22 protein-coding genes are annotated in these 26,266 nt (G+C 62.4%); 9 read left to right on the plus strand and 13 right to left on the minus strand.

The features are described from left to right. Positions 1-57: 57 nt before the first annotated feature. Positions 58-1,104 carry an ornithine cyclodeaminase gene (locus tag V3W39_RS19755; RefSeq protein WP_177079846.1) on the minus strand — a complete coding sequence of 349 codons (1,047 nt, stop codon included), beginning with the start codon at positions 1,102-1,104 and terminating at the stop codon, positions 58-60. Between the two features lie 11 nt (positions 1,105-1,115). Beyond that, positions 1,116-2,042 (minus strand): citrulline utilization hydrolase CtlX, encoded by a 927-nt coding sequence (ctlX, locus tag V3W39_RS19760; protein WP_259198877.1) that lies wholly within the window; start codon positions 2,040-2,042, stop codon positions 1,116-1,118. Between the two features lie 299 nt (positions 2,043-2,341). Between ctlX and V3W39_RS19765 the strand changes: the two genes are divergently transcribed. Next, positions 2,342-3,238, plus strand: coding sequence for a GNAT family acetyltransferase (locus V3W39_RS19765; protein WP_177040854.1), 897 nt, complete (start codon positions 2,342-2,344; stop codon positions 3,236-3,238). 165 nt (positions 3,239-3,403) lie between these two features. Here the strand turns inward: V3W39_RS19765 and V3W39_RS19770 are convergent, their stop codons facing one another. From V3W39_RS19770 to V3W39_RS19790, 5 genes are all read right to left on the minus strand, one after another. Then, positions 3,404-4,423 carry a branched-chain amino acid aminotransferase gene (locus V3W39_RS19770; protein WP_177040856.1) on the minus strand — a complete coding sequence of 340 codons (1,020 nt, stop codon included), beginning with the start codon at positions 4,421-4,423 and terminating at the stop codon, positions 3,404-3,406. 242 nt (positions 4,424-4,665) lie between these two features. Further along, entirely contained in the window at positions 4,666-6,045 is a 1,380-nt protein-coding gene (gene lpdA, locus V3W39_RS19775) for a dihydrolipoyl dehydrogenase (protein WP_177121201.1), read from the minus strand. Positions 6,046-6,048: 3 nt separating this feature from the next. Then, positions 6,049-7,326, minus strand: a complete 1,278-nt coding sequence (locus V3W39_RS19780) for a dihydrolipoamide acetyltransferase family protein (protein ID WP_330213164.1) — start codon at positions 7,324-7,326, stop codon at positions 6,049-6,051. After that, on the minus strand, positions 7,327-8,385 hold the full coding sequence (locus tag V3W39_RS19785) for an alpha-ketoacid dehydrogenase subunit beta (protein WP_010166768.1): 1,059 nt from the start codon (positions 8,383-8,385) through the stop codon (positions 7,327-7,329). Between the two features lies 1 nt (position 8,386). Beyond that, entirely contained in the window at positions 8,387-9,622 is a 1,236-nt protein-coding gene (locus V3W39_RS19790) for a 3-methyl-2-oxobutanoate dehydrogenase (2-methylpropanoyl-transferring) subunit alpha (RefSeq protein WP_330213165.1), read from the minus strand. Between the two features lie 195 nt (positions 9,623-9,817). Between V3W39_RS19790 and bkdR the strand changes: the two genes are divergently transcribed. Beyond that, positions 9,818-10,303, plus strand: a complete 486-nt coding sequence (gene bkdR / locus V3W39_RS19795; RefSeq protein ID WP_003212855.1) for a Bkd operon transcriptional regulator BkdR — start codon at positions 9,818-9,820, stop codon at positions 10,301-10,303. Between the two features lie 141 nt (positions 10,304-10,444). On the opposite strand, the gene V3W39_RS19800 is transcribed toward bkdR, so the two are convergent. Further along, positions 10,445-11,308 carry an MBL fold metallo-hydrolase gene (locus tag V3W39_RS19800; RefSeq protein ID WP_330213166.1) on the minus strand — a complete coding sequence of 288 codons (864 nt, stop codon included), beginning with the start codon at positions 11,306-11,308 and terminating at the stop codon, positions 10,445-10,447. A gap of 179 nt (positions 11,309-11,487) precedes the next feature. Between V3W39_RS19800 and V3W39_RS19805 the strand changes: the two genes are divergently transcribed. Together V3W39_RS19805 and V3W39_RS19810 are read left to right on the plus strand one after the other, a co-directional pair. Continuing rightward, positions 11,488-12,732, plus strand: a complete 1,245-nt coding sequence (locus V3W39_RS19805; protein ID WP_330213167.1) for an NAD(P)/FAD-dependent oxidoreductase — start codon at positions 11,488-11,490, stop codon at positions 12,730-12,732. Between the two features lie 9 nt (positions 12,733-12,741). Beyond that, positions 12,742-13,557: a sulfite exporter TauE/SafE family protein gene (locus tag V3W39_RS19810; protein ID WP_177079840.1), complete on the plus strand. Its 816-nt coding sequence runs from the start codon at positions 12,742-12,744 to the stop codon at positions 13,555-13,557. Positions 13,558-13,586: 29 nt separating this feature from the next. Here V3W39_RS19810 and V3W39_RS19815 read toward each other — a convergent pair whose 3' ends face one another. After that, positions 13,587-14,252 carry a response regulator transcription factor gene (locus V3W39_RS19815; protein WP_177040867.1) on the minus strand — a complete coding sequence of 222 codons (666 nt, stop codon included), beginning with the start codon at positions 14,250-14,252 and terminating at the stop codon, positions 13,587-13,589. 236 nt (positions 14,253-14,488) lie between these two features. Here V3W39_RS19815 and ercA point away from each other — a divergent pair, with 236 nt between their 5' ends. The 5 genes from ercA (at position 14,489) to V3W39_RS19840 (ending at position 22,169) form a co-directional block, all read left to right on the plus strand. Next, entirely contained in the window at positions 14,489-15,652 is a 1,164-nt protein-coding gene (gene ercA / locus V3W39_RS19820) for an alcohol dehydrogenase-like regulatory protein ErcA (RefSeq protein WP_177040869.1), read from the plus strand. Beyond that, complete coding sequence (locus tag V3W39_RS19825) at positions 15,636-17,036, plus strand: hybrid sensor histidine kinase/response regulator (protein WP_259198872.1); 1,401 nt, start codon at positions 15,636-15,638, stop codon at positions 17,034-17,036. The genes ercA and V3W39_RS19825 overlap by 17 nt, the downstream gene beginning before the upstream one ends. Positions 17,037-17,085: 49 nt before the next feature. Next, positions 17,086-18,564 carry a DASS family sodium-coupled anion symporter gene (locus tag V3W39_RS19830; RefSeq protein ID WP_177040873.1) on the plus strand — a complete coding sequence of 493 codons (1,479 nt, stop codon included), beginning with the start codon at positions 17,086-17,088 and terminating at the stop codon, positions 18,562-18,564. Positions 18,565-19,368: 804 nt separating this feature from the next. After that, positions 19,369-21,027, plus strand: a complete 1,659-nt coding sequence (locus V3W39_RS19835; protein WP_177079331.1) for an MFS transporter — start codon at positions 19,369-19,371, stop codon at positions 21,025-21,027. Then, a complete protein-coding gene (locus V3W39_RS19840) occupies positions 21,024-22,169 on the plus strand; it encodes an HlyD family secretion protein (protein ID WP_177079332.1) in 1,146 nt (381 codons plus the stop codon). Before V3W39_RS19835 ends, V3W39_RS19840 begins: the two co-directional genes overlap by 4 nt. Positions 22,170-22,304: 135 nt before the next feature. Here V3W39_RS19840 and V3W39_RS19845 read toward each other — a convergent pair whose 3' ends face one another. The 4 genes from V3W39_RS19845 to V3W39_RS19860 all read right to left on the minus strand — a co-directional run bounded on the left by V3W39_RS19845 (position 22,305) and on the right by V3W39_RS19860 (position 26,244). Next, positions 22,305-23,165, minus strand: coding sequence for an aldose 1-epimerase (locus V3W39_RS19845; protein WP_330213168.1), 861 nt, complete (start codon positions 23,163-23,165; stop codon positions 22,305-22,307). Between the two features lie 231 nt (positions 23,166-23,396). Then, complete coding sequence (locus V3W39_RS19850) at positions 23,397-24,677, minus strand: TRAP transporter large permease (RefSeq protein ID WP_010166793.1); 1,281 nt, start codon at positions 24,675-24,677, stop codon at positions 23,397-23,399. Next, positions 24,678-25,205: a TRAP transporter small permease gene (locus V3W39_RS19855; protein ID WP_177079334.1), complete on the minus strand. Its 528-nt coding sequence runs from the start codon at positions 25,203-25,205 to the stop codon at positions 24,678-24,680. Positions 25,206-25,272: 67 nt separating this feature from the next. Beyond that, complete coding sequence (locus V3W39_RS19860) at positions 25,273-26,244, minus strand: TRAP transporter substrate-binding protein (protein ID WP_177048247.1); 972 nt, start codon at positions 26,242-26,244, stop codon at positions 25,273-25,275. Positions 26,245-26,266: the final 22 nt, after the last annotated feature.

A 26,266-nucleotide genomic window follows, 5' to 3' on the forward strand; every position in this document is an offset into this window, starting at 1 on the left:
TTGTCAGTCGACTTTTTCCGGCCTGCCCCTCACGCAAAGCGGCAGGCCAGAGCGGTCTCAGGCGCGCTTTTTCTGCTGTGCAGCCGGCGCTTGGGCCAGGCGGGCAAACAGGTCTTTGGGGTCGGCGAGGTCCGGCACCAGTTCCAGTTCGCTGCCCACGTCCAGCGCCTTGGCCACGTCCAGCACGTAACGCAGGGCGGAGTAGTCTTCGATGGCAAAACCCACCGAGTCGAACAGGGTGACCTGGCGCGCATTTTCGCGGCCCGGGGCCTGGCCGTTGATCACTTGCCACAGCTCGGTGACCGGCGAATCTTCCGGCATGTGCTGGATCTCGCCTTCAATGCGGCTTTGCGGTTCGTACTCGACGATCACCCGCGCACGTTCGACGATTCGTCGGTCCAGCTCGGTCTTGCCCGGGCAGTCGCCGCCCACGGCATTCAGGTGCATGCCGGGTTCGATCATTTCGTCGGTGAGGATGGTGGCGTAGGCCTTGTCGGCGGTCACGGTGGTGACGATGTCGGCACCTTTCACGGCTTCGGCCACGCTGGCGGCCAGGATCACCTTGATCGCCGGGAAGGCTTTCAGGTTGGCGGCCAGCTTGGCGGTGGCCTTGGCGTCGATGTCGAACAGGCGGATTTCATTGATGCCCAGCATCGCGTGGAAGGCCAGGGCCTGGAATTCGCTCTGGGAGCCGTTGCCGATCAGCGCCATGCTGCGGCTGTTGTCCCGGGCCAGGTAGCGCGCCACCAGGGCCGAGGTGGCGGCGGTGCGGATCGCGGTGGTCAGGGTCATTTCCGCCAGCAGCACCGGTTTGCCGGTGTCCACATCGCCCAGGGCGCCGAAGGCCATCACGGTGAGCATGCCGCTCTGGGTGTTTTTCGGGTGGCCGTTGACGTATTTGAAGGCGTAGAGCGACGCGTCGGACACCGGCATCAACTCGATCACGCCCTCGGGGGAATGGTTGGCCAGGCGCGCGCACTTTTCAAAGTCCTGCCAGCGCAGGTAGTCGGCGCGGATGTACTCGGCCATCTCGGTGATGCAGGTTTGCAGGCCTTTTTGCGAAACCAGGTAGCTCAAGTCGTTGACGTCGATATAGCGGGTCATGGGAAGACTCCTTATTGAAATGAGGGGCGGGCGGGCAGGTGCACTTCCGCCAACATGCAGCGGGCACTGCCGCCGCCGATGCGTTCGATGTTGTCGATGTTCACCACCACCGGCCGGGTATGGCGCTCCACGTGCCGGCGCTGGGCCGGCTTGAGCGAGCCCCAGGCGCTGGCCGACATCACCAGCAGCGGCTGGCCGTCGCGGTCGTGGACTTCCAGCATGTTGCCGGCGAAGGCTTCCAGCTGGTCGAAGTCCAGGGCAACGATGTCTTTGCCGGTGTCGCGCAGGGAGCGTTCCAGGGCCTGGCGCTCGTGGTCGTCGGGCAGGGCTTGCAGGCACACCACGGAGAGGTCGCGGCCGACGCTCATCATCACGTTGCTGTGGTAGATCGGCGCTTGGTGGCGGTCGACGGCGTGGAACACGCACACCTGGTAGTCCAGGCGTTCGGCGAACTGGCGCAGGGCGTCCTGATGGGTACGCCCGGAATGGCAGGCGTAGCTGATGCGGTGCTGGCGGTCGAGGACCATGCTGCCGGTGCCTTCCAGGAACATGTTCTGTTGTTCGAGGTGGCTGAAGTCGATGGTGTTGTGGATCGCGAAGCGTTGCTCCAGCACTTGCAGCACGCCTTTGTCGCGTTCAAGTCGTCGGTTCTGGCCTTCCATCGGGTAGAGCACCAGGCTGCCGTCGGCGTGGCTGCTCCACCAGTTGTTGGGGAAGATCGAATCCGGGGTGTGGGGCGCGGGAGTGTCCTGGACCACCAGCACTTCAACGCCGTGATGGCGCAGGGTGTCGACGTAGCCGTCGAATTCTTCCAGCGCTTTCTGCTGTGCGGCCAACGGGTCGAGGGGCGCGCGCTGGAAGCGGTTGTTGATCGCGGTGTCCGGGTTGAAGGCGAAGTGCGCCGGGCGGATCATCAGGACGGTGTTGGTGGTTTGCATGGGGGCACGGGTCCATGGGGTTGGGCAGTGAGGCTATTTTGTGCGGTGTGAAGGAAGAATCCCGGCTGAAGTGAGGGGGTGGCTCAGCCGGGAAAGCTGAAGAGTGGGGTGGGGCAGCCGAATCGGCTGTCGGGCGCGATTGAAGGAACAAAGCTGATCAACTGTGGGAGCTGGCTTGCCTGCGATAGCGGTCTGTCATTCAATCAAGTATCGACTGACAGACCGCTATCGCAGGCAAGCCAGCTCCCACATTAGTATGGGGGGGCTGCAGGAATTGAGTCCGTCATTAAGGAGTGCCCATGCCCACTGAAGTCCGTCTCGCCCAAACCACCGATGCCGAGGGCATCAGCCAGGTCATCCTGGCGGCCCTGCATGACAGCAACGCGCGGGATTACCCGGCGGATGTGATTGCGCGGGTGGCGAGCAACTTTACCCCTGAGGCGGTGGTGGGATTGCTGGCGCGTCGAACGGTGTTGGTGGCCGTCCAGGATGAGGTGATCGTTGCCACTGCCGCGCTGGATGCCAACGTAGTGCGCTCGGTGTTCGTCAATCCGGCGCTGCAAGGGCAGGGCATCGGGCGCTTGCTGATGATTGAGCTCGAGTTGCGCGCCCGGGAGGCAGGCGTGACGACGCTGCATGTGCCGTCTTCACTCACGGCCGAGCCGTTCTACACCAAGCTGGGTTTTCACACGGTGCGCGATGTCTACCATGGCAATGAGCGCACGCTGGTGATGGAGAAGGGGTTGTCGTCCCGCCATCCCATCGGCGGCTATCGCGACCGGGCGCATAGGGCACAGGTGGTGGCGCTGTGGCAGGCGGCGTTTGGTTATGACGCGGCGCACAACCTGCCGAACCTGGCGATCGACAAGAAGCTGGCGGTCAATGATGGGCTGTTTTTCGTGGCTACCGATAAGAAGGCAGTGATAGGCACCATCCTCGCCGGCTACGACGGGCATCGTGGCTGGCTGTATTCGGTGGCAGTGCATAACGACTATCGCCGTCAGGGCCTGGGCGCCTCGCTGGTGCGGCATGCGGAGCAGGCGTTGACTGCGTTGGGTTGCATGAAGATCAATTTGCAGATCACCAGCGGCAATGATGCGGTGATGGGGTTTTATGAGGCGCTGGGTTATGGCGCCGAGCCGCGGATCAGCATGGGCAAGAAGATTCTGGAAAATATCCCGGCGGGTAAGGCCTGAAGCCCGATTTTTCCAAACGCTGGAAACTCGATGTGGGAGCGGGCTTGCCTGCGATGGCGGTGGGTCAGTCAATAAACATGTCGACTGATACTCCGCTATCGCAGGCAAGCCAGCTCCCACATTGGTTTTGTGGTGTTGCTGGTGTTGCTGGTGTTGCGGTGTTGCTTAGACTTTTACGATCCAGCCTGCAGGCGCTTCGACGTCGCCGGATTGCACGCCAGTCAGCTCTTTGTAGAGCTTCTGGGTGACCGGGCCGACTTCTTTTTCGCTGTAGAACACGTGCAGTTTGTCTTTGTATTCGATGCCGCCGATCGGGGTGATCACGGCCGCGGTGCCGCAGGCGCCGGCTTCCTTGAAGTCCGACAACTTGTCGATCAGCACGTCGCCTTCAACCACTTCCAGGCCCAGGCGGGATTTGGCCAACTCGATCAGCGACAGGCGGGTGATGCCTGGCAACACCGACGGCGAGTTCGGGGTGACGAACTTGTTGTCGTGGGTGATCCCGAAGAAGTTGGCCGAGCCGACTTCTTCGATTTTCGAATGGGTGGCCGGGTCGAGGTAGATGCAGTCGGCGAAGTTGGCTTTTTTGGCCAGGGAGCCGGGCATCAGGCTGGCGGCGTAGTTGCCACCGACCTTGGCTGCGCCGGTGCCGTTTGGCGCCGCACGGTCGTAACCGGAGATCAGGAAGTTGTGCGGGGTCAGGCCGCCCTTGAAGTAGGCGCCTACCGGGATGCAGAAGATCGAGAAGATGAACTCTGGCGCGGTACGCACGCCGATGTTGTCACCGGTGCCGATCACGAACGGGCGCAGGTACAGCGCGCCGCCGGTGCCGTACGGTGGGATGAAGCGTTCGTTGGCGCGGACGACTTCCTTGCAGGCTTCGATAAAGGTATCGGTCGGCACTTGTGGCATCAGCAGGCGGCCACAGCTGCGCTGCATGCGCGCGGCGTTCTGGTCCGGGCGGAACAGGTTGATCGAGCCGTCCTTGCAGCGGTAGGCCTTGAGGCCTTCGAAGCATTGCTGGCCGTAGTGCAGGGCGGTGGAGCCCTCGCTGATGTGCAGCACGTTGTCGTCGGTCAGGGTGCCTTCTTGCCAGGCGCCGTCTTTCCAGGTCTGGAGGAAACGCTTGTCGGTCTTGATGTAGTCAAAACCCAGCTTGTCCCAATTGATGCTTTCGTTACCCATGACACCCTCTATCTTTGGTCAACCGCCTGGTCGAAGGCAGGCTTATGGTTTATTTCTGGATGGGCGCAACAATACTTCATTCTTGGCTTGTGTGGGAGCGGGGTAGGTGGACCATTCGACATCCTGGTTGGCCGATCCACCGTCATCGCGGCCAAGCCCGGCTCCCACATTCGACCGAGTTGCCCTGTCGAATGTCGATCCCTTGTGGGAGCTGGCTTGCCTGCGATGGCGCCACCGCGGTCTCAAAGGTGCAATGCATGCCCCAGGGCCCGCAGCGCCGCTTCCTGTACCGCTTCGCCGAGGGTTGGGTGGGCGTGGATGGTGCCCGCCACGTCTTCCAGGCGTGAGCCCATTTCCAGGCTCAGGCCGAAGGCCGTGGACAATTCCGAGACGCCAACGCCCACCGCCTGCCAGCCGACGATCAGGTGATTGTCGCGGCGCGCCACCACCCGAACGAAGCCGGTTTTCGACTCCAGGGTCATGGCCCGGCCATTGGCCGCGAACGGGAAGCTCGACACGATGCAGTCCAGCCCGGCGGCCTTGGCCTCGTCCGGGGTCTTGCCGACCACCACCAGTTCCGGGTCGGTGAAGCACACGGCCGGGATCGCTGCCGGGTTGAATTCGCGGGTTTTACCGCTGATCAGTTCGGCCACCATTTCACCCTGGGCCATGGCGCGGTGGGCGAGCATCGGTTCACCACTCAGGTCGCCGATCGCCCACACATTGCGCATGCTGGTCTGGCAACGGCTGTCGATTTTGATCGCAGAGCCGTTCATGTCCAGGTTCAGCGCTTCGAGGTTCCAGCCCTGGGTGTTGGGTTTGCGACCAACGGCAACCAAGACCTGGTCGGTTTCCAGCGACAGCGTATCCCCGCTGGGGTCACGCACTTGCAGGGTGCTGTTCTCAAAGCCGGTGACGCTGTGCTTCAGGAATACCTTCACCCCGAGCTGTTTCAGGGACTCGGCCACCGGCTGGGTCAGTTCGGCGTCGTAGGCCGGCAGGATCCGGTCCTGCGCCTCCACCACGCTGACCTCGGCACCGAGCTTGCGATAGGCAATCCCCAGCTCCAGGCCAATATAGCCGCCACCCACCACGATCAGGCGTTTAGGGATGCGTTTCGGCGCCAGGGCTTCGGTGGAGGAGATGATCGGCCCGCCAATCGGCAGCATCGGCAGGTTGACGCTTTTCGAACCGGTGGCCAGCAGCAGGTGCTCGCACTGGATGCGCTGGTCGCCGACGTCGACGGTCTTGCCATCGACGACCTTGGCCCAGCCTTGAATGACCTGCACCTTGTGCTTTTTCAGCAGCGCCGCAACGCCGGTGGTCAGGCGGTCGACGATGCCGTCTTTCCATTCCACGCTTTTGCCGATATTCAGGGTCGGCACATCAACTTCGATGCCCAACGGTGAACCCAGGCTGTGGTGCACGGTTTGCTGGAACTGTTCGGCCACATGAATCAGCGCTTTCGAGGGAATGCAGCCGATGTTCAGGCAGGTGCCGCCCAGGGACTGGCCTTCCACGAGGATGGTCGGGATGCCCAGTTGGCCAGCGCGAATCGCCGCCACATAACCGCCAGGCCCGCCGCCGATAATCAGCAGCGTGGTGTGCAATGTTTGAGACATGTGTTACTCCAGGAACAGGCTGGCGGGTTGTTCGAGCAGGCCACGGATGGCCTGGATGAATTGCGCCGCGTCCATGCCATCGACCACCCGGTGATCGAAGGAGCTGGAGAGGTTCATCATCTTGCGAATCACGATCTGGCCCTTGATCACCATCGGCCGTTCGACAATCCGGTTGACCCCCACGATGGCCACTTCCGGCAGGTTCAGCACCGGTGTGCTGACAATCCCGCCCAAGGCACCCAGGCTGGTCAGGGTAATGCTCGAGCCCGACAGCTCATCGCGACTGGCCTTGCCATTGCGCGCAGCGTTGGCCAAACGGTTGATTTCTTGCGCCGTGCCCCACAGGTTGCGGGCTTCGGCATGCCGCACCACCGGCACCATCAGGCCGACATCGCTCTGGGTGGCGACGCCCACATGCACCGCGCCGAGGCGGGTGATCACCTGGGCTTCGTCGTCATAACGCGCGTTGATCTGCGGGAAGTCCCGCAGCGCCACAACCATGGCCCGTACCAGGAACGGCAGCAGGGTCAGCTTGCCGCGGGTGGCGCCGTGCTTCTCGTTGAGGTGCACGCGTAACTCGTCGAGGGCGGTGACGTCGATCTCTTCCACATAGCTGAAATGCGCGGCGCGCCGGGTGGCGTCCTGCATGCGCTGGGCGATCTTGCGGCGCATGCCGATCACCGGGATTTGCTGTTCGTCGTTGCGTTCGGCGTAAGGGTTGGAGGCATTGGCATTTTGCGCCGGACCCTGGAGCAAGTAAGCGTCCAGATCTTCATGCAGAATCCGGCCGGCCGGGCCGGAACCCTGGACCAGTCGTAGCTGGATGCCAGCATCCAGCGCATGTTTGCGCACGGCCGGGGAGGCCAGTGGGCGGTCATCGGCCTCGCGGGCCACGGGGGCTTGTGCAGCCGCCACCGCGGGCTTGGCTGCCGGCTTGGGCTCAACCACTGGCGCGGCCTTGGCTTCAACTTTCGCAGCAGGAGCGGGCGCGACGTCTTCAACCACCGCTGACAACGCCGACTCCCGGGTATTGCCGGCGCCTTCCACTTCAATGCTGATCAGGATACTGCCCACTGCCATGACTTCGCCGGGCTCGCCGCCGAGGGAAATCACCTTGCCGTGCACCGGCGAAGGAATGTCCACCATGGCCTTGTCGGTCATCACATCCGCCAGCACCTGGTCTTCTACCACCAGGTCGCCGACCTTGACGTGCCACACCGACAATTCAACTTCTGCGATGCCTTCGCCGATGTCCGGCATCTTGATAACGTGCGTGCCCATTCAGACCTCCATAACCCGATGCAAAGCCGCGCCCACTCGGGTCGGGCCAGGGAAATACGCCCACTCTTGCGCGTGGGGATACGGGGTATCCCAACCGGTAACGCGCTCGATCGGCGCTTCCAGGTAGTGGAAGCAATGCTCCTGCACCAGCGCCACCAGCTCGGCGCCGAACCCGCAGGTACGGGTGGCTTCGTGAACGATCACGCAGCGACGGGTTTTCTTCACGGAGTTGACGATGGTTTCCAGGTCCAGCGGCCACAGGCTGCGCAGGTCGATGACTTCGGCATCGATGCCGGTTTCTTCAGCGGCGACTTGCGACACATACACCGTGGTGCCGTAGGTGAGAATGGTCACATCCTTGCCTGGGCGGGCGATGGCGGCCACATCCAGCGGCACGGTGTAATAACCGTCCGGCACTTGCGCTTGGGGGTGTTTCGACCACGGGGTTACCGGGCGGTCGTGGTGGCCGTCGAACGGGCCGTTATACAGGCGCTTGGGTTCGAGGAAGATCACCGGGTCATCGTTTTCGATGGAGGCGATCAGCAAGCCCTTGGCGTCGTAAGGGTTGGACGGCATCACTGTGCGCAGGCCGCAGACCTGGGTGAACACCGCTTCGATACTCTGGCTGTGGGTCTGGCCGCCGTAGATGCCGCCGCCGCAGGGCATGCGCATGGTCAACGGTGCGGTGAACTGGCCGGCCGAGCGATAACGCAGGCGGGCGGCTTCGGAAATGATCTGGTCAGTGGCCGGGTACACGTAGTCGGCGAACTGAATCTCGGCCACCGGGCGCAGGCCGTAGGCGCCCATGCCGACCGCCACGCCGACGATCCCGCTTTCGGAGATCGGTGCGTCGAACACCCGGGAGGTGCCGTACTTGTTCTGCAAGCCTTCGGTGCAACGGAACACGCCGCCGAAGTAACCGACGTCCTGGCCGAACACCACCACGTTGTCGTCTCGCTCAAGCATCACATCCATGGCCGAGCGCAAGGCTTGGATCATGGTCATGGTCGTGGTGGTCATGGCGGTTTCCAGCTGGATATTGTTGTTGTGATCGTTCATGTCAGATCCCCAACTCTTGACGCTGGCGCTTCAAGTGCTCCGGCATCTCTTTATAAACGTCCTCGAATATGGTCGCGGCGCTTGGAATCTGGCCACCGGCCAGGGTGCCGTACTGTTCGGCTTCTTTCTGCGCCTTGAGCACTTCGGCTTCAAGCTCGGCACTGACCGCCGCGTGCTCCTCTTCGGACCACTGGCCAATCTTGATCAGGTGCTGCTTGAGGCGCGCAATCGGGTCGCCCAACGGGAAGTGGCTCCAGTCGTCGGCGGGACGGTATTTGGACGGGTCATCGGAGGTGGAGTGAGGGCCGGCGCGGTAGGTCACCCACTCGATCAGGGTCGGCCCCAGGTTGCGGCGGGCGCGTTCGGCGGCCCAGGCAGAGGCGGCGTACACCGCGACAAAGTCGTTGCCGTCCACCCGCAGGGAAGCGATGCCGCAACCTACGCCGCGTCCGGCAAAGGTCGTGGCTTCACCGCCGGCGATGGCCTGGAAGGTGGAGATCGCCCACTGGTTGTTCACAACGTTAAGGATCACCGGCGCCCGGTACACGTGGGCGAAGGTGAGGGCGGTGTGGAAGTCGGATTCGGCGGTGGCGCCGTCGCCGATCCAGGCCGAGGCAATCTTGGTATCGCCCTTGATCGCCGAGGCCATGCCCCAGCCCACGCCCTGTACGAATTGGGTGGCGAGGTTGCCGGAAATGGTGAAGAAACCGAAGTCTTTTACCGAGTACATGATCGGCAACTGGCGACCCTTGAGCGGATCACGCTCGTTGGACAGCAGTTGGCAGATCAGGTCGACCAGCGGCACTTCCCGGGCCATCAGGATGCTTTGCTGGCGGTAGGTGGGGAAGCACATGTCGTCGATGTTCAAGGCCAGGGCCTGGGCGCTGCCGATGGCTTCTTCGCCAAGGCTTTGCATGTAGAACGACATCTTTTTCTGACGCTGGGCGACCACCATGCGGTTGTCGAAGATCCGCGTCTTGAGCATGGCACGCATGCCCTTGCGCAGAATCTCCACCGGTACGCCTTCGGCCCACGGGCCGAGGGCCTGGCCCTGATCGTCGAGCACGCGAATCAGGCCTTTGGCCAGGTCGGCGGTGTCGGCCGGTTCTACGTCGATAGGGGGTTTGCGCACGGTGCCTGCGTCAGTCAGGCGCAGGTAGGTAAAGTCGGTCTTGCAGCCTGGGCGGCCCGAGGGTTCGGGAACGTGCAGGCGCAGTGGTTCATACTGCTGAGTCATGGCTTTCTACGCTCTATCTTGTGAATTTCTTGTAGTGGGCGCGGTAGCTGACAGTCCTTCTTCGGGTAGAAGAAATCTTGTCCTACAACAATCATAGGCTCGGCTCAGGAGAATATTTATCTCTGTTTCGTTGCGTTGGAGATCATTTGGGGATAAAAAAACTGCATAAACATAATAAACAGGTGGTTTTGTCTCATGCGCAAACTGGACCGTATCGATATCGGCATTCTGAACGCTCTTCAGGAGAACGCCCGCATCACCAACGCCGACCTGGCCCGCTCGGTCAACCTGTCGCCCACCCCGTGTTTCAACCGGGTAAAGGCCATGGAAGAGCTGGGGCTGATACGCGACCAGGTGACGCTGCTGGACGCCGACCTGCTGGGGTTGCACGTCAATGTGTTCATCCATGTCAGCCTGGAAAAACAGAACGAACTGGCATTGCAGCAATTTGAAGGGGCGATTTCGGACCGCCCCGAAGTGATGGAGTGCTACCTGATGGCCGGCGACCCGGATTATTTGATCCGGGTGCTGGTGCCGACCATCCAGTCTTTGGAGCGCTTCATGATGGATTTTTTGACCAAAGTCCCGGGCGTCGCCAACATCCGCTCCAGCTTCGCCCTCAAGCAAGTGCGCTACAAAACCGCGCTGCCGCTGCCGGCCAACGGCATCAACCTTGGTTAAAGAGCCCTGTTCCTAAACAACAACACAGCCCAACTGTGGGAGCTGGCTTGCCTGCGATAGCGGAGTACCAGCCGCCAGATGGGGTGTCTGACACACCGCTATCGCAGGCAAGCCAGCTCCCACAGTTGTCAATAATGCATTTCAGAGCTGGTTGAGCGGAATCTTCAGATACACCACTCCATTCTCTTCCGCCGGCGGCATCACCCCGGCCCGCACATTCACCTGGATCGCCGGCAGCAACAACGTCGGCATGCCCAACCCGGCATCCCGCGTGGTGCGCATTTCTACAAACGCCGCCTCATCCACCCCGTCATGCACATGAATATTCCCCGCCCGCTGTTCCGCCACCGTGGTCAGGCACTTGGCCGCGCGGCCTTCAGGCGGATAGTCATGGCACACATAAAGGCGGGTTTCAGGCGGGAAGGCCAACAACTTGCGCATCGACGCAAAGAGCTGTCGCGCATCCCCACCAGGAAAGTCGCAACGTGCCGTTCCCACATCCGGCATGAACAGCGTATCGCCCACCAGAATCAGCGAGTCTTCAATCAGGTAAGCCATATCCGCCGGCGTATGCCCCGGCACATGCAGCGCCTGGGCCTTCAGCTTGCCGATGTGAAAAACCTCATCCGGCGCAAACAGATGATCGAACTGCGACCCGTCCACCCGAAATTCCGGCTCCAGGTTGAACAGGTTCTTGAACACCCCCTGCACCTTGCTGATGGACTCGCCAATCGCGATCTTGCCGCCCAGCTGCCGACGCAGGTACGGCGCAGCCGACAAGTGATCCGCATGGGCGTGGGTCTCCAGCAACCACTGCACCTGCAAGCCATGCTCGCGCACAAACGCGATCACCTGGTCTGCCTGGCCGGTGCCGGTGCGCCCGGAGGCCGGGTCGTAGTTGAGCACCGAATCAACGATGGCGCACGGGCCACCGTCCGTTTCATAGACGACGTAGGTGTAGGTCGACGACGCCTCGTCCAGAAAGGATTGAATCAACGCTGACATGACGGGTTTCCCAGATAGCTAATGGCGACTTACATTCAGTTAGGTTTCCACATAACCTTGTGAGCTTAAGTGAATTAAAGGACCCGAGGCAAAGGATGGCATCGTGGTGGCAAACAGCTAGGGCGTGGTGCCATACGGCAACGACCCTTGCGTGCATTAACTGAAAAAGGCCATAGACCATGAACGACCAACACTGGGGCCCTACCATCAGTGGCGATATCGTAGTCATCGGTGGCGGCTCGGCGGGCATCGGCCTGCTGGCCAGCCTGCTCAAGCGCGACCCGCACCTGAACCTCATCCTGATCGAACCCAGCGACCATCACTACTACCAGCCGGCCTGGACCCTGGTGGGCGGCGGCGCTTATGACGTTGCCAAGACCGTGCGCCCCATGGCCGACGTGCTGCCCAACGGCGTCACCTGGATCCAGGCGGCGGTCAGCGAATTGCTGCCCGACGAGCAAACCCTGGTGCTCGACAGCGGCCAGCGCGTCAGCTGGAAAAACCTCATCGTGTGCCCGGGCCTGCGCCTGGCCTGGGAAAAAATCGAAGGCCTGCCGGAGACCCTCGGCCAACACGGTGTGACCTCCAACTACAGCTACCAACATGCCGCCTACACCTGGCAACTGGTGCAGCAACTCAAGCAGGGCAAGGCGATCTTTACCCAGCCGGCCATGCCGATCAAATGCGCCGGTGCCCCGCAAAAGGCCATGTACTTGTCGTGCGATCACTGGCTCAGGCAGGGTGACCTGAAAAACATCAAGGTCGAATTCAACCTGGCCGGCGCTGCCCTGTTTGGCGTGGCGACCTTCGTGCCGCCGCTGATGAAGTACGTTGAAAAGTACTCGGCGCAACTGGCCTTCAACTCCAACCTGGTCAAAGTCGACGGCCCGGCGCGCAAGGCCTGGTTTGAAATCAAGGACGCCGATGGCAACGTGCGCGTCGAAGAGAAAACCTTCGACCTGCTGCACGTGGTCCCGCCGCAGGTCTCCCCGGACTTTATCCGCAACAGCCCACTGGCCGATGCCGCCGGCTGGTGCGAAGTGAATCCCCAGAGCCTGCAACACCTGCGCTACCCGCACATCTTCGGCCTGGGCGATGTGTGCTCCACCACCAACGCGAAAACCGCCGCGGCGGTGCGCAAGCAAATCGTGGTGGTGGCGGAAAACCTGCTGGCCCTGCGCAAACAGGCGCCTTTGCCTCTCAAGTACGACGGCTATGGTTCCTGCCCGCTGACGGTGGAGAAGGGCAAGGTGGTGCTGGCCGAGTTCGGCTACGGCGGCAAGCTGCTGCCGACCTTTCCCCTCGACCCGACCGTGGCGCGGCGTTCGGCGTGGTTCCTCAAGGCGAGCTTCCTGCCGTGGTTCTACTGGAACGGCATGCTCAAGGGCCGCGAGTGGCTGACCCGTCTGGCCAAGGTGGATTGAGGCAACCCTATGCTGCTGGCAAGTTTGCTGGGTGTGTTGATGGGCTTGGTCATGGGTTTGACCGGTGCCGGAGGCGGTATTCTTGGCGTCCCGGCGCTGGTGTTGGGGCTGGGTCTGACCATGACCCAGGCCGCACCGGTGTCGTTATTCGCCGTGGGTGCGGCTGCGGCCGTGGGTGCAGCCGACGGCTTGCGCCATGGCCTGGTGCGTTACCGCGCGGCGCTGCTGATTGCGCTGCTCGGCGCGCTGTTTTCGCCGCTTGGGGTGTTCTTCGCCCACCAGATGCCGGAGAAGGTCCTGATGGGCCTGTTCAGCGCGCTGATGGTGCTGGTGGCCTGGCGCATGCTGCAGCGGGAGAAGATTGAGGCCGGGCCAAGCGACCACGGTACCGCGTCCTGGGGCCAGAAGAACTGCATGCTCGACCAGCAGACCGGGCGCTTTTCCTGGACCGCCAAGTGCACCGCCACCCTGGCGGCCCTTGGCGCAGTGACCGGTGCGGTGTCGGGCCTGCTCGGCGTGGGCGGCGGCTTTCTGATTGTGCCGGCGTTCAAGCAACTGACCGATGTGCAGATGCGCGGCATCGTCGCCACCTCCCTGATGGTGATCAGCCTGATCTCGTTGGTCGGCGTGGTCGGGGCGTTTCATGCCGGGGTCCGTATCGAGCCGATGGGCTGGGTGTTTATCGGCTCGAGCATCGTCGGCATGTTGGCGGGGCGGCGCCTGTGCTCGGTGATCAAGGCGCGCACCCTGCAGGTGGGCTTCGCCACCCTGTGTGTGCTGGTGGCGGTGGGCATGTTGGCGCGGGCCCTCATCCAGGCGCCTTGAAAAAGGCTCAACTTCCAGGTACTGCGGTATCAGCGCCGCAGATAGGCGCTGAAGTCGATATCCCCGGCACTGAGAATCGCCTGCACCCGGTTGTGCACATTCAACTTGCGCAAGATCGCCGAGACATGGGCCTTCACCGTGGTCTCGGCAATTTCCAGGCTATAGGCAATTTGCTTGTTCGAGTCGCCCTTGGTCATCCGCTCCAGCACCAGCAATTGCTTGCGGGTCAGCGCTTGCAGCAGTTCCGGCGCAAGCCTCAGGCAATCATTCATGCGCCGCTGCCCGCCGATTTTCTGACTGCGAATGATGTCCGGCGGCAAATACACATTGCCGTTGAGAATCTGTTGGATCGCCTCGGTCATTTGCAGCCTGGGCGAGGACTTGGTGATAAACCCCACCGCGCCATAGGTGATGGCTTGCAGGACGATCTGCTTGTCCTGCTCGGCAGACACGATCACCACCGGAATCGTCGGCGCCTCGTTGCGCAGGTTGATCAGGCCATTGAGGCCGTGCATGCCGGGCATGTTCAGGTCCAGCAGGATCAGGTCCAGGTCATCGTGCTCCTGGGTCAGGGCCAGGGCGCTGTCCAGGTCGGCGGTCTCCATCACTTCGCTGCCCGGGAACCCGTCGCTGATGACGTTGTGGATCGCTTCGCGAAACAGCGGGTGATCGTCGGCAATCAGAATTTTGTACATGGCCGTTCACCTTATTTTTTTGCTTATTCAAGCCGGTCCAATCCATAGGGGCATGCGGCTATTACATGCCAGTCTCGATCCCTTGGGAATGCGACGATAGAGAGGGAAACCAGTACCAAAGTAGTAGATCGTGCCGTGGGTCGCGGGTCCAGCGCTACCCATTGGTCTGATTGCATTCAGTGCCGGATGGGTTAGTGTGGGGTGCATTCTCCAAAATAATAAAAACAGGCTTACCAATGAGCCCGAACCTGAGTCTCCTGCGTAAATTCGTTTCCCCTGAAATCATCTTTGGCGCCGGCTGCCGGCACAACGTAGGCAATTACGCCAAGACCTTTGGCGCGCGCAAGGTGCTGGTGGTCAGCGACCCCGGTGTGGTCGCCGTCGGCTGGGTGGCCGATGTCGAAGCCAGCCTGCAAGCCATCGGCATTGACTACTGCCTGTACACCGCCGTCTCGCCCAACCCCCGGGTTGAAGAGGTGATGCTCGGCGCCGAGGTCTACCGCGAAAACCATTGCGACGTGATCGTCGCCGTCGGCGGCGGCAGCCCGATGGACTGCGGCAAGGCCATCGGCATCGTGGTCGCCCACGGCCGCAGCATCCTGGAGTTCGAAGGCGTCGACACCATCCGCGTGCCGAGCCCGCCGCTGATCCTGATCCCGACCACCGCCGGCAGCTCGGCGGATGTCTCGCAGTTCGTGATCATTTCCGACCAGCAGGAGCGCATGAAGTTTTCCATCGTCAGCAAGGCGGTGGTGCCCGATGTGTCGCTGATCGACCCGGAAACCACGGCGAGCATGGACCCGTTCCTTTCGGCCTGTACCGGCATCGATGCGCTGGTGCACGCCATCGAAGCGTTCGTGTCTACCGGCCACGGCCCGTTGACCGATCCCCACGCCCTGGAAGCCATGCGGCTGATCAACGGCAACCTGGTGCAGATGATCGCCAACCCCGGCGACATCGCCCTGCGGGAAAAAATCATGCTCGGCAGCATGCAGGCCGGGCTGGCGTTTTCCAATGCGATTCTCGGCGCGGTGCATGCCATGTCCCACAGCCTCGGCGGGTTTCTCGACCTGCCTCATGGCCTGTGCAACGCGGTGCTGGTGGAACACGTGGTGGCGTTCAACTACAACTCGGCGCCGGAGCGCTTCAAGGTGATTGCCGAGACCTTCGGCATCGATTGCCGGGGCCTCAACCATCGGCAAATCTGCGGCCGGCTGGTGGAGCATCTGATCGCGCTCAAGCACGCGATCGGCTTCCACGAAACCCTCGGCCTGCATGGCGTGCGGGTGGCGGACATTCCGTTTTTGTCGCAGCACGCGATGCACGACCCGTGCATCCTCACCAACCCGCGCGAATCCAGCCAGCGTGACGTCGAGGTCGTCTATGGCGAAGCTCTCTGACGATCAGCAACGGGCCCTCGCCGGGCTGCTGGGGCTGGGCAACCATTCGGCGCGCAAGAGTCATTACCCGGAACTGACCGCGCGCCTCGATGAACTGGAGGCCGAGCGCAAACGCTACATTCGCCTCAACGATGAACTGGAGCAGCGCGTTGCGGCACGCACCGACGAGTTGCTGGAAGCCAACCACAATCTGCAACAGCAGATCGCCCAACGCGAGCGGATCGAGCAAGACCTGCGCGATGCCCGGGACGCCGCCCAGGCGGCCAACCGCAGCAAGGACAAATACCTCGCCGCTGCCAGCCATGACCTGCTGCAACCCCTCAATGCCGCGCGCCTGCTGATCTCCACCCTGCGCGAGCGCAACTTGCCCAGTGTCGAACAGGTGCTGGTGGAGCGCACCCACCAGGCCCTGGAAGGCGCCGAGGATTTGCTCACCGACCTGCTGGACATCTCCCGTCTCGACCAGGCGGCGGTCAAGCCGGACATCGCCCTGTACCGCCTCGACGAACTGTTCGCGCCGCTGGTCTCGGAATTCCAGTCGGTCGCCGCAGCAAAGGGGCTGAACCTGCGAGCGCACACCGGCCGCTACGCGATCAACACCGACCTGCGGCTGATGACCCGCATCCTGCGCAACTTCCTCAGCAACGCCTGCCGCTACACCAGCGCGGGCTGCATCCTGCTGGGGGCGCGGCGCCGGGGCGATCGCCTGCGCCTGGAAGTGTGGGACACCGGCCGCGGGATTGCGGCGGACCGTCTGGATTCGATCTTCCTGGAGTTCAATCAACTGGACGTGGGCCGCGCTGCCGACCGCAAAGGCGTCGGGCTGGGGCTGGCGATTGTCGAGCGCATCGCCGAGATCCTCGGGTATCCGGTGGCGGTGCGTTCGTGGCCGGGGCGCGGCTCGATGTTCAGCATCGAAGTGCCCATCAGCGAGGAAATGCCGTTGCCCATCAGCGTGGTGGCGGCGCAACCGGGCGCCGGCAATCCGTTGCCGGGCCGCCGCCTGCTGGTGCTCGACAACGAAGTCAGCATCCTCGACAGCATGAGCGCGTTGCTGGGGCAGTGGGGCTGCGAGGTGGTCACCGCCACCGACCAGGCGGACGCGCTGGTGGCGTTGCAGGGCAGGGCGCCGGAGCTGATCCTGGCCGACTATCACCTGGACCATGGTGTGGTGGGCTGCGAGGTCGTGCGCGAGTTACGCGAGCATTTTGGCTGCCGTATCCCGGCGGTGATCATCACCGCCGACCGCACTGACCAGTGCCGCCGCGCCTTGCAGCGCCTGGGCGCGCCGTTGCTGAACAAACCGGTCAAGCCCGGCAAGTTGCGAGCGGTGTTGAGCCAGTTATTGGCCCAGGGCCTTGATACCCGTCAACACCGGACGTGACGCTTTGCCTCATGCTGTCGGCCTGATTTAAAGGTCGACGGAGAACCCCATGAGCGCCCCCGCAACAACTGCTGCTTCCTTCAAGTTGCCCTTGGGCCTGGTGGTCGGCGTGCTGGTGATGGCCGGCGTGCTGCTGTTGCCGCTGCCGGCTGACTTGCCGGTGGCCGGGCACCGGATGCTGGCGATCCTCGCGTTTGCCGTGGTGGTGTGGATCACCGAAGCGGTCTCCTATGAGGCCAGCGCGATCATGATTACCTCCCTGATGGCGTTTTTGCTTGGCACTGCGCCGTCGCTGCAAGACCCGACGCACCTGATCGGTTCCAGCCCGGCCATCAGTATGGCGTTGACCGGGTTCTCCAACCCGGCGTTGGCATTGGTGGCGGGGGCGCTGTTTATCGCGGCGGCCATGACCCACACCGGCCTGGACCGGCGCATCGCGCTGGTCACCTTGACCCGCGTGGGCACCAGCACCCGGGGGATTCTTGTCGGGGCGATTGCGGTGACCGTCCTTCTCAGCCTGGTGGTGCCCAGTGCCACAGCCCGCAGCGCGTGCGTGGTGCCGATCATGATGGGGGTGATTGCGGCGTTTGGTGTGGACAAGCGTTCCAACATCGCGGCCGGGATCATGATCGTCGTGGCCCAGGGCACCAGCATCTGGAACGTCGGCATCCAGACCGCGGCGGCGCAGAACCTGCTGACGGTGGGTTTCATGGACAAGATGCTGGGGCAGCGGGTGTCGTGGATCGACTGGTTGATCGCGGGGGCGCCGTGGGCGCTGATCATGTCGGCGGTGTTGCTGTTTCTGGTATTGAAGCTGTTGCCGCCGGAGAGTGACAGCATTCCTGGGGGCAAGGAGGCGGTGGCGCAGTCGCTGGCGGACATCGGGCCGATGACCGGGCCGCAGAAGCGCTTGCTGACGGTGTCGGTGTTGCTGTTGCTGGCGTGGGCCACGGAGGGCCGGTTGCACAGCTTTGATACGACCTCCACGACGTATGCCGGGTTGGTGTTTTTGCTGATGCCGGGGATTGGGGTGATGACCTGGAAGGATGTGCAGTCGCGGATTCCGTGGGGCACGGTGATTGTGTTTGGGGTTGGCATCAGCCTGGGCACGGCGTTGCTGACTACCCAGGCGGGACAGTGGCTGGGATCTCAGGTGGTGGCGCACACCGGGTTGGATCAGGTGGGGCCGCTTGGGGTGTTTGCGATTCTGGGGGCGTTTCTGATTGTGATTCACCTGGGGTTTGCCAGTGCCACGGCGTTGACCTCGGCGTTGTTGCCGATTTTGATTGCGGTGTTGCAGACGTTGCCTGGGGAGTTCAGTCGGCTGGGGATGACGATGTTGTTGGGGTTTGTGATGAGCTACGGGTTTATCCTGCCGATCAATGCGCCGCAGAACATGGTGTGTTTGGGGACGGGGACGTTTACGGCGCGGCAGTTTGCCAAGGTTGGGATTTTGGTGACGTTGATTGGGTATGGGTTGATGTTGGTGTTTGCGGCTACGTATTGGAGTTGGTTGGGGTGGATTTGAGGGGGTGGGTGTACATATCCGTTATTCAGGTAACGGCCGCCTATGGTTTCGCTCTTACAGCGACTCACTTTGCAAAAGCGGCAAAGTAACCAAAACGCTCTGCCCCGCCTGTCGGCACCTCGCCTAGGCTCGGTGTTCCTCACTCCGGGCTGAATGGGGCAGTCAGATCAAAATCAAAATCAAAAGCACGGCGGCCTGAAAGCCGACCTGAGTGGTAGAAGCAAAGGCAAAAGCCGCTTTTCTGTAGGAGCTGGCTTGCCGGCGATGCAGACAACTCGGTACATCAGATACACCGAGGTGATGCCATCGCCGGCAAGCCAGCTCCTACAGTGGACCGTGGTCGCTTTAGATTTGATGTTGCTTTTGCTTCACCACACTCAAGCCGGCCTGTAGGCCGCTGTGCTGTGCTGTTGATCTGCTTTTGATCTTGATCTTAGGCGCCCCGTTAAACCACGCTGGCCGAACGCAGGTAGTACGGAGCGGGTAAACCGGCAGGACGCCGGTTTAGCCGCGACGGGGCAGGGACGCCCCGTCGCGGCGGCCCGCGGAGTAATACCGGAGCTGAGGGCACACCGAGCCCAAGCGAGGTGCCGAGTGGTGGGGCAAGAGCGTTTTGCTTACTTTTGCGCTTTTCAAAAGTGAGCCGCCGTAAGGGCGGAACCCATAGCGGCCCTGACCGCAGCAACGGATATACACACCAACCCATCCCCCATCCCAAGATGGCAAGATGAACCGGACTCAGGTTAACTACTCTATGAGTAATGGTTTCACCGACCTTGCACGTCGGTTCATCAAGGTCACCGAATGGACAAATACACCCCCCACACCTGGCAGCCCCACGAACGCCCGAGCCTGCCGGGCTCGCCGTCGACGCCGCTGCATTCCACCCGCAAGCGCTGGGCCTATGCCCTGGTCGGCGTGCTGGTGGCAATCACCGGCGGCCTCGGCAACTCGCTGGTGATCGCCAACCTGGTGTACCTGCAAGGCGCCTTGGGCGCCACCACCGCAGAAATGGCCTGGCTCCCCGCCGCCTACGTGATGACCAACGTCTCGATGAACCTGCTGCTGGTGAAGTTCCGCCAGCAATTCGGCCTGCGGGCCTTCACCGAAGTGTTCCTGGTGCTCTACGCCCTGGTCACCTTCGGCCACCTGTTCGTCAACGACCTCAGCTCCGCCATCGCCGTACGGGCCGCCCATGGCATGGTCGGCGCCGCCCTCAGTTCCCTGGGCCTGTACTATATGATCCAGGCCTTCCCCGCAAAATGGCGGATGAAAGCCCTGGTACTCGGCCTGGGCACCGCACAGCTCGCGTTACCCCTGGCCCGGTTATTCTCCGAAGACCTGCTGCAAATCGCCGAATGGCGCGGCCTGTATCTGTTCGAACTGGGCATGGCCCTGACCTGCCTGGGCTGTGTGTTCCTGCTCAAGCTGCCCCCAGGCGACCGCTTCAAGACCTTCGAAAAACTCGACTTCCTCACCTTCGCGATCCTCGCCACCGGCGTCGCCTTGCTCTGCGCTGTGCTGTCCCTGGGGCGAATCGACTGGTGGCTGGAGGCGCCGTGGATCGGTATCGCCTCGGCCTGCTCGCTGGTGCTGATCATGGCCGGCCTGGCCATCGAGCATAACCGCGCCAACCCGTTGCTGATGACCCGCTGGCTGGGCAGCGGGGCGATGATTCGCCTGGCGCTGGCGGTAATCCTGATTCGCATGGTGCTCTCGGAGCAGTCCACCGGCGCCGTGGGCTTCATGCAGATGCTGAACATGAGCAACGAGCAGATGCGCACGCTGTATTGGGTGATGCTGGCGGGGGCGATTGCCGGCCTGGCCGTCAGCGCGCTGACCATCAACCCCTCGCACTTGCTGATGCCGCTGATCATCTCCCTGGCCTTCATGGCCACAGGCTCGGTGATGGACAGTTTCTCCAGCAACCTCACGCGCCCGCAAAACATGTACATCAGCCAGTTCCTGCTAGGCTTTGGCGGCACGTTTTTCCTCGGGCCGACCATGGTGTTGGGCACGAAAAACGTGCTGACCAACCCCAGGAACCTGGTGAGCTTCTCGGTGCTGTTCGGGATCTGCCAGAACCTCGGTGGCCTGATCGGTGCGGCATTGCTGGGGACGTTCCAGATCGTGCGGGAGAAATTCCATTCCAGCATGATCGTCGAACACCTGACCTTGCTCGACCCACGTGTGGCGGCGCGGGTGGCCAGCGGCGGCTCGGCCTATGGCGGGGTGATTGCCGACCCCGAGTTGCGTAACCTGATGGGCATTCGCAGCCTGGCCACGGCGGCCACCCGTGAGGCGAATGTGATGGCCTATAACGATGTGTTCATGCTGATCGCGATCATCGCCATCCTCACCATGATCTGGATTTTTATCCGCAGCCTCTGGCTGATGAGTACCACTAAAGCTGCCGCCAGTGCAGCGCCTCCCGTTCAACCCAGCGGCGCACTTTCTTCATGACCGAACCGACGACGACTACCACCAACGCCATCGCTTCCACGCCGGAAGGCACCGCGCCACCGAGCATGCCGGCCACCGAACCCCGCTCGTTGCGGGTGCGCATCATCTCTTCCATGGGCTTTGCCGCGATTGCGATTGTCGGCGTGCTGATCGTGCTCTACGCCTGGCAGTTGCCGCCCTTCAGCAGCGCCGTGGAAACCACCGAGAACGCCCTGGTGCGTGGCCAGGTGACGATCATCGGGCCGCAGCTCAGCGGCTACGTGTATGAAGTGCCGGTGACGGACTTCCAGTACGTCAAGGCAGGGGATTTGCTGGTGCGCCTCGATGACCGCATCTACAAGCAGCGCCTCGACCAGGCCCTGGCGCAACTGGCGGTGCAGCAGGCGTCGCTGGCCAATGTGGTGCAGCAACGCAACAGCGCCGAGGCGACCATCAAGCTGCGCCAGGCGGCCTTGATGGACAGCCAGGCCCAGGCCCGCAAGAGCACCGCAGATTTGCGCCGCAACGAAGAGTTGATCAGCGACGGTTCGGTGTCCAAGCGCGAGCTGGACGTGACCCGCGCCGCCAACGCGCAGACCATTGCGGCCGTGGCCCAGGCCCAGGCCAACCTGGAAATCGCCCGGCAGGATTTGCAGACGGTGATCGTCAATCGTGGTTCGCTGGAAGCGGCGGTGGCCAGTGCCGATGCGGCGGTGGAACTGGCGCGTATCGACCTGTCGAACACCCGGATCATCGCCCCGCGTGACGGGCAACTGGGGCAGATTGGCGTGCGCCTCGGGGCCTACGTCAACAGCGGTGCGCAGTTGATGGCGCTGGTGCCGAACCAGCTGTGGGTGATCGCCAACATGAAAGAAACCCAGATGGACAACGTGCAGGTAGGCCAGCCGGTGACCTTCACCGTGGATGCCCTGGACCACCGCAAGTTTCATGGCACGGTGCAGCGTGTTTCGCCAGCGACCGGTTCCGAGTTCAGCTTGTTGCAGGCGGATAACGCGACCGGCAACTTCGTGAAGATCGCCCAGCGGGTGCCGGTGCGGATCACCGTGGACCCGGGGCAGGAACAGAGTGAGCGGCTGCGGCCGGGGTTGTCGGTGGTGGTGAGTATCGACACGGCGGGGCGCCTGAAAAACACCCCGCCCTGACACACCGCAAGTCTCCATTGTGGAATGCAATCAATGTAGGAGCTGGCTTGCCTGCGATAGCATCACCTCGGTGTGCCTGAAAGACCGAGTTGCCTGCATCGCAGGCAAGCCAGCTCCCACATGGGTTTTGTGTGGTTAGAGAGGGTTGTATTGCAGGCTGAAACCCAGCTCTGCCGATTGACCTTTCTCCAGCAATTTCAAGCCCGGCCTTTCCGACAGGTGATGGGCATTTACCGGATGACTCACCGGTTCGAAGCAGAAAAAGTCCAACCCCGGCGGGCAGTACAGCAGGAAGTAGTCGCTGCCGGTGGCCTGGCATTCCAGGGTGTAACCCAGCTGCGGCTGCTGGATCAGGCAACGCCCGTCCCATTGGCAAAAACCATTGTCCACCAGCGCCTCGGGTAGCGATTTCAGCTGCTGAAAATCCCACTCGGCGGGCACGGCAGCCAGGCCCGTCGCCAGTTTCGTTGCATCACTCATCCACACCTGCGAAGCCTTGGCCTGCAACCGCGTGCCCGGCCTGCGTGGCAGATACGGATGCAACCCCAGCCCATGCCACGCCGCCTGCTCCGCCAGATGGGTGACCCGCAGGTTGATGCTCAACCTGCCGTCCCTCAACTGAAAGCGCTGCTCGGCGCGATAGGCAAACGGTGTGGTGCTGTCCAGTTGCAGCAGCACCTCGTCTGCCGACTGGCTGATGACCTGCCACGCCTGTTGCCAGGCGCTGCCATGAATTGGCAGTGGGTCGAGCGGGCTGTTGGCTTCAAGGGCCAGCCATCCGGAGGGATTATCGAAGCCACCCTCGGCAATCCGGTTCGACCAGGGCGCCAGCGGGAAACACCCCAGCTTGCCCGGCAGGCCGCTGGCCAAGGCTGGTTCATCAGTGTGGCGCAGCAAGGATTGGCCGCTGCTGCGTACTGTCCAGTTGACGATACTCCCACCCAACTCCGGTGAGAGCGTCAGGCGGGTGAGGTTATCTTCGAGTTCAAGCATCATGAGTGTCAGCAGACCTATTGGATGATGAATGCTTCTGTGGCAGGTGAGCTTGTTGTTGTGAGGGGGGGCTTGCTGTGGCGAGGGAGCTTGCTCCCGCTGGAGTGCGAAGCGCTCCCAAGATTTTGGGGCCGCTGCGCAGCCCAGCGGGAGCAAGCTCCCTTGCCACAACAGCTCCCTTGCCACAGCAGCTCCCTCATCACAACCGCTCCCTCGCCACACGCAGTGCGGGGGTTATAGCACCAACCCAGGCAACCACAACGATAACGCCGGAATGTAGGTCACGGCCATCAGCACCAAAAACAGCACGCCATAAAACGGCAGCAGCGCCTTCACGGTTTTCTCGATGCTGACCTTGCCCACCGCCGCCCCCACAAACAGCACCGCGCCCACCGGCGGGGTGATCAGGCCGATGCCGAGGTTCACCAGCATGATCATGCCGAAGTGCACCGGGTCGACGCCAATGCCCAGGACCACCGGCAGCAAGATCGGCGTGAGGATCAGAATCAGCGGCGCCATGTCCATCACCGTGCCGAGCAACAACAGCATGGCGTTGATGCACATCAGGATCACGTAGCGGTTGTCCGACAGGGTCAGGAACATCGTGGTGATCTTGGCCGGGATCTGCATCAGGGTCATGATGTAGCCGAAGCTGGCGGCGAATGCGATCAGGATCATCACGATGGAAATCGTGCGCACCGTGCGGTGCATCAGCTTGGGCAGTTCGCTCCACTTGTAGTCGCGGTAGATGAACATGGTCACGAAGAACGCCCACAGCACCGCAATCGCCGCCGACTCGGTGGCGGTGAAGATGCCCGACAGAATCCCGCCGAGGATGATCACCATCGCCATCAAGCCCCACAGGGCGTCGGCGCAGATTTTCAGTGCCTGTTTCAGGGGAATCACTTCGCCCTTGGGGTAGTTGCGCTTTTTCGCGAAGATCAGGCACAGCACCATCAGGCAGGCGCTCATCAGCAGGCCCGGAACCACGCCGGCCATGAACAGCGAGGCGATGGACACCGTGCCGCCGGCCGCCAGGGAGTAGAGCACCGAGTTGTGGCTGGGTGGCGTCAGCAAGGCTTGCACCGAACCGCTCACGGTGACGGCGGTGGCGAATTCACGGGGATACCCCTGGCGTTCCATTTCCGGAATCAGCACCGAACCCACCGACGCGGTATCGGCCACCGACGAGCCGGAGATCGCCCCGAAAAACGTCGAGGCCATGATGTTCACCAGGGACAAACCACCGCGCACAAACCCCACCAGCACCCCGGCAAACGCCACCAGCCGGCGGGACATGCCGCCCTCGGCCATGATCGCCCCGGCCAGCACGAAGAACGGGATCGCCATCAGCGAAAACTTGTTCACCCCGCCGGCCACCTGAATCATCAGGGCCTGGAACGGAATGTCGATCCACCATGCGCCGATCAGCGCAGAAAGCCCCAGGGCGTAGGCCACCGGCATGCCGATCAGGATCAAGGCGATAAAGCTGCCCAACAGAATCAATGCGTCCATTCAGGCAGCCCCTTCACTTTCTTCAACCAGGTCGAAGCGCACGACCCGACGGTTGCTCTGGTCACCGAGCAGGAGTTTTTCCAGCACAAAAATCAGCGTCAGCAGGCCGCCAACCGGGATCGGCATATAGGTGATGCCCACCCGCAAGGTCGGCATGGCGCTCATGAACTGGTTCCAGGTGGACAGGCACAGCTTGGTGCCCCAGATCGCCATGAACAGGCAGATGGTGCCCATCAACAATTGCGAGACGATACCCACGACTTTGCGTTGGCCCGGCGGCAGGCGGTCGGTGACCATGGCCACCGACATGTGCGCCCCGGCACGGTAACTGGCGGCGGCGCCGACAAAGGTGAACACCAGCATCAGCAGGATGGCAGTGGGCTCGGGCCAGCTGGAGCCGGTGCCGAGGACATAGCGGGCGAAGATGCCCCAGGGGATGATCAGGGCGACACCGAGGACGGCGAGGCCGGCGACCCAGATGCAGCTCATGTAGATGCGGTCGTTGATGCGCAGCAGTAAATTCTTCATGGCGTTCACCGTGACCGGGCGCGTCGGTGCTGACCGCGCCGGGCCTTGTCTATAAGGGGAGGGCGGATTACTCGACGGCTTCGATGCGCTTGATCAGGTCGGCGTAAGGTGCGCCGTACTTGTCGCGGATCGAGGCGGTGGCCTCATAGAACGGTTTTTTGTCGATGTCGATGAACTCCACGCCGGCGGCCTTGAGCTTGGCTTCACTGCTGGCGGACTTGGCGTCCCACAGTTCACGCTCCTGGATCTGCGCGGCCTTGGCGGTGTTTTTCACCAGCACCTGTTGCTCCGGGGTGAGCTTGTTCCAGGTGATTTTCGACATCACGATGGGCTCGGGCAGGATCAGGTGGCCGGTGAGGCTGTAGAACTTGGCGTTCTGGTAGTGGTTGTGTTCCAGCAGGGTGGGCGGGTTGTTTTCGGCGCCGTCGATCACCCCGGTCTGCAGGGCGCTGAAGATCTCGCCGGTGTCCATGGCAATGCCGTTGCCGCCCATGGCGTTGATGGTTTCGATGAAGATCGGGTTGCCCTGCACGCGGATCTTCATGCCTTTGAGATCTTCGATCTTGCGCACCGGTTTCTTGGTGTAGATGTTGCGCGTGCCGCCGTCCATCCAGGCCAGTGCCACCAGGTTGAATTCCGAGTCGGTGATCTTGGCGAGGATTTCATCGCCGATCTCGCCGTCGATGACCTTGCGCATGTGCACCTGGTCACGGAACACGAACGGCATGTTGAACACGTTCACGTCCGGCACCACCGGCCCGACGATGCCGAGGCTGACCCGGGCCATCTGGATCGCGCCGACCTGGGCCTGCTCGACCACTTCCTTTTCCGAGCCCAGCACGCCGCCGGGGAACATCTTGAAGGTCAGGCCGCCCTTGCTTTCGGCGACCAGGGTTTTGCCCAGTTGCTCTTCGGCGACAACGGTGGGGTAGCCGGCGGGGTGGATGTCGGCGAATTTGATTTCCAGCGCGTGGGCGGCGCCGGCGAATACGAAGGTGAAGGGGAGTGCAGCAAGGAGCAAGGTGCGTTTGAAGTCCATGGGGTGTCTCTCCAGTCTTGTT

The organism is Pseudomonas sp. Z18(2022) (assembly GCF_036346535.1).
Taxonomy (GTDB): domain Bacteria; phylum Pseudomonadota; class Gammaproteobacteria; order Pseudomonadales; family Pseudomonadaceae; genus Aquipseudomonas; species Aquipseudomonas yamanorum_A.